The organism is Streptomyces glaucescens (genome assembly GCF_002154375.1).
Classification (GTDB): Bacteria; Actinomycetota; Actinomycetes; order Streptomycetales; family Streptomycetaceae; genus Streptomyces; species Streptomyces glaucescens.
On the sequence record NZ_MUND01000022.1, the window covers coordinates 1 to 4,328 of the forward strand.

A 4,328-nucleotide genomic window follows, 5' to 3' on the forward strand; every position below is an offset into this window, starting at 1 on the left:
CCGGGCTGCGCAGCCCGGACTTCGCGCGGTACTGCGCCACGGTCGAGGCCGACTTCCCGGGACGCGGCGGATGGGCCTACCCGATCCGGAACACCAACCGCCTGCTGACCGGCGCCGACGGCGTCGAACGGTACCGAGGGCTGATCGGCGTCAAGAACGGCTACACCAGCCGCGCGGGCCACACCCTGGTCGCCGCGGCCCGCAAGGGCGGGCGGACCCTCGTGGTGACGGTGATGAATCCGCGCGAGGGCGGCGGGTTCGCCGTCTACGAGGAGGCCCGCTCACTGCTCGACTGGGGGTTCGGCGCGGCCGGCCGGGTGGAGCCGGTGGGCTCGCTGGACGCCCTGCGGGCCCGGCCGCGCCCGGGCCCCGACCCGGTACCGGTCGCCGCGGCCGTCGCCGCCCCCGATCCCGGGCCCGGCTGGGCGGAGACGGCGACGATCGCGGCCGCCGCGGGGCTGGGCGCCGGGGCGGTCGCCCTGGTGCTGCGGGCCCTGGGCGGGCGGAGCGTCCGGGGCGGCCGTGCGGACAGGGTGTGACCGAACGGCCGCTGGAGCGGCGGATCGGCCCGAACCGACCGTGTCACGGACCGGCTCGAACGAGGCGAGCGCGCAGGCGGCCGGCGCGCAGCCGTACCAGCCCGTCCCGTCAGAACACCGACAGACCCGTCAGGGTCGTGAAACGGTCCAGGGCCGCCACCCCCGCCACCGAGTTGCCGCGCTCGTCGAGCCCCGGGCTCCAGACGCAGAGCGTGCAGCGGCCCGGGACGACCGCGATGATCCCGCCGCCGACGCCGCTCTTGCCGGGCAGCCCGACGCGGTAGGCGAAGTCGCCCGCCGCGTCGTAGGTGCCGCAGGTCAGCATGACCGCGTTGACCTGTTTGGCCTGGCTGCGGCTCAGCAGCCGGGTGCCGTCGGCGCGGACTCCGTGCCGGGCCAGGAAGGCGGTGGCGCGGGCCAGGTCGGCGCAGGACGCCCGGAGGGAACACTGGCGGAAGTACTGCTCCAGCAGCACCGGCACCGGGTTGTCGATGTTGCCGTACGACGCCATGAAGTGGGCGAGGGCAGCGTTCCGGTCACCGTGCGCGGCCTCGGAGGCGGCGACCTCCTCGTCGTACGACATCTGCGGGTTGCCTGACTCGGCGCGCAGGAACTCCAGGAGGGTCCCCGACGCGTCACCGGTACGGGTGTGCAGGCGGTCGGTGACCACCAGGGCGCCCGCGTTGATGAACGGGTTGCGCGGGATCCCGTTCTCGTACTCCAGCTGCACCAGCGAGTTGAACGGGTTGCCGGACGGCTCGCGGCCCACGTGCTCCCAGAGTTCGTCGCCCTCCCGGGCCAGGTCGAGGGCGAGGGTGAAGACCTTGGTGACGGACTGCGTGGAGAACGGCTCGCGCCAGTCCCCCACGCCGTACACCCCGCCGTCCGGTTCCGCCACGGCCATGCCGAAGCGGCGCGGGTCGCAGGCGGCGAGCGCCGGGATGTAGTCGGCGGGCCGGCCGCGGCCGGGGGTGTGCTCGATCTCCTCGGCGATGCGCTCCAGGACCGGCAGGAAGGTCGTCGGCGACGTCATGATCACCATTGTGCCTCCGGGCCGTTCCCGGTGCGCATCGGTGTGCCGGTGTCGGAACCCGCAGGTCAGACGACAGGTGAGCCGCTGCCGGCGAGCACCTCGGGCCGCAGGAGGGCGGTCAGCTTCTCCTGCGGCAGCAGGCCCTTCTCCAGGACCAGTTCGGCCACGCCCCGGCCGGTGGCCAAGGCCTCCTTGGCGATGTCGGTGGCGGCCGTGTACCCGATGTGCGGGTTCAGGGCGGTGACCAGGCCGATGGAGTTCTCCACGCTCGCCCGCAGCACCTCGGTGTTGGCGGTGATGCCGGCCACGCAGCGCTCGGCGAGGGTGACGCAGGCGTTGCGCAGGTGGGTGATGGACTCCGAGAGGGAGTGCAGGATGATCGGCTCGAAGGCGTTCAGCTGGAGCTGGCCGGCCTCCGCCGCCATGGTGATGGTGACGTCGTTGCCGATCACCTCGAAGGCGACCTGGTTGACGACCTCCGGGATCACCGGGTTGACCTTGCCCGGCATGATCGACGAACCGGCCTGCACCGGGGGGAGGTTGATCTCGCCGAGGCCCGCGCGCGGGCCGGAGGACAACAGGCGAAGGTCGTTGCAGCTCTTGGAGAGTTTCACGGCGATCCGCTTGAGCACGCCGGACATCTGGACGAAGGCGCCGCAGTCCTGGGTGGCCTCGACCAGGTTGGCGGCGGTGACCAGGGGCAGGCCGGTGATGCCGGAGAGGTGGCGGCGGGCCGACTCGGCGTAGCCGCGGGGCGCGTTGAGGCCGGTGCCGATGGCGGTGGCGCCCAGGTTGATCTCGTGGATCAGCTCGACGGCCTCGGCGAGGCGGCTGCGGTCCTCGTCGAGCATGACGGCGTACGCGGAGAACTCCTGGCCGAGCGTCATGGGGACGGCGTCCTGGAGCTGGGTGCGGCCCATCTTCAGTACGTCGCGGAACTCGACCGCCTTGCGGGCGAACGTGTCCTGGAGCACCGACATCGCCTTGAGCAGGCCCCGTACCGCGAAGACCGTCGCGATCTTGACCGCGGTCGGGTAGACGTCGTTGGTGGACTGGCCGAGGTTCACGTCCTCGTTGGGGTGCAGGTGCGCGTACTGGCCCTTCTCGTGGCCCAGCAGCTCCAGTGCCCGGTTGGCGACGACCTCGTTGGCGTTCATGTTGGTCGAGGTGCCGGCGCCGCCCTGCACCACGTCCACCACGAACTGGTCGTGCAGCTCGCCGGCGCGGATCTCGCGGCAGGCGGCGACGATCGCGGCGGCCTTCCGCGGGTCCAGCAGGCCCAGTTCCTCGTTGGCGAGCGCGGCGGCCTCCTTCACCGCGGCCAGGGCGGTGATCAGGTGGGGGTAGGCGGAGATCGGGGTGCCGGTGATGGCGAAGTTCTCCGTGGCGCGCAGGGTGTGGACGCCCCAGTAGGCGTCGGCGGGCACGTCGCGGTCGCCGAGGAGGTCGTGTTCGCTGCGGGTGGCGGCGGTCATGGGTGTCGGGGTCCTCTTCGAGGGGTGCGGGTGAGGTGCGGTGAGGGAGTGCGGGCGAGGGTTCGCGTGATGGGGGCGGCTCGTGCCTGCGGCGCCCTGCGCGGGTGTGTCGTGGCGTGGGCAGCGCCTGGTGCCGCTCGGGGATCAGGGCCGCGGGGGTCCGTCCTGGGGCCGGCGGCTCGGTGGGACGTCGTGTGCTCGAGCCGGCGCCGGCCGCCGCGGGCGGACACCCCCGCCGTGTCCCCTGTTCGCCGTGCGCGGCTGCGGGACGTTCCGCCACGCCTCATGGGTCAGGTCGCCTCGGTCAGAGGGTCCAGGGCTCGGGTCGGCCGGATCTCACCCACGGGGGTGCCACCGCCGAGCAGGGGCTCGCCGGCGAACTCCTTGAGCCGGGCGGGGTCGACGCCTGCGCGGGCCAGGGCCGCGGCGGCCACGGGGATACGCGCGCGGTTCGCGCCGTCGGCGATCTTGACTGCGATCGCGCGGCCGTCGGGCAGGGCTGCCACGTGGACGCCCTCGAAGCCGTCCTTCGCGAGCAGGCCGGGGACGGCCCGCATCAAGGCGGCCACGTCCCGGCCGGAGCCGGAGGCCATCTCGGCGTGGTCGCGCATCGCGTCGGCGACGCGTGCCTCGGGGGTGCCGGGTGCGGCGGTGGTGATGCGGGCGGCGGCGCGGGCGAGGCCGTTCAGGGAGACGGCGAACAGCGGTGCGCCGCACCCGTCGACGGTCACGGTGGCGATCCGCTGGCCGGTCAGGTCCTCCACGATCTCGGCGATCGCCTGCTGGAGGGGGTGGGCCGGGTCGAGGTAGTCGTCCAGGGACCAGCCGTTGAGCTTGCAGGTGTAGAGCATGGCCGCGTGCTTGCCGGAGCAGTTCTGGGCGAGGCGGGACGGCGGTCGGCTCTCGCGCACCCACACGTCCCGGACCGTCGGGTCGAACGGCATGTCGGGCGTGTTGCGCAGATGGTCCTCGGTGAGCCCGGCGAGTTCCAGGATGCGGCGGGTGCCGGCGAGGTGGCGTTCCTCGCCGGAGTGGCTGGCGGCGGCGAGCGAGAGCAGCTCGCCGTCGAGCGGCAGGCCGGCCCGGACCATGGCGACGGCCTGGACCGGCTTGATCGCCGAGCGGGGGTAGAAGGCCGCCTCGATGTCGCCGAGCTGGAAAGTGACGCGTCCGTGGGTGTCCAGGGCCACGACGGAGCCGTAGTGGGTGCCTTCGACGATCCCGCCTCGGACGAGGTGGGCGACGGGGGCGTGGAGGGGCTCGCGGACGAGGGGTGCGTCC

Annotated in this window: 3 protein-coding genes and 1 pseudogene; 1 reads left to right on the forward strand and 3 read right to left on the reverse strand. The window is 73.3% G+C overall.

The annotated features are described in order from the left end of the window. Positions 1–539, forward strand: a pseudogene (locus CCN42_RS43630) (D-alanyl-D-alanine carboxypeptidase); the annotation flags it as partial. Positions 540–648: 109 nt separating this feature from the next. On the opposite strand, the gene CCN42_RS01690 reads toward CCN42_RS43630, so the two are convergent. From CCN42_RS01690 to CCN42_RS01700, 3 genes are all read right to left on the reverse strand, one after another. Next, positions 649–1,581, reverse strand: coding sequence for a glutaminase (locus CCN42_RS01690; RefSeq protein WP_169731385.1), 933 nt, complete (start codon positions 1,579–1,581; stop codon positions 649–651). Positions 1,582–1,637: 56 nt separating this feature from the next. Beyond that, complete coding sequence (gene aspA / locus CCN42_RS01695) at positions 1,638–3,047, reverse strand: aspartate ammonia-lyase (protein ID WP_086732731.1); 1,410 nt, start codon at positions 3,045–3,047, stop codon at positions 1,638–1,640. Between the two features lie 290 nt (positions 3,048–3,337). Beyond that, a partial coding sequence (locus tag CCN42_RS01700) for an asparaginase (protein ID WP_245877100.1) occupies positions 3,338–4,328 on the reverse strand: 991 nt, incomplete at its 5' end.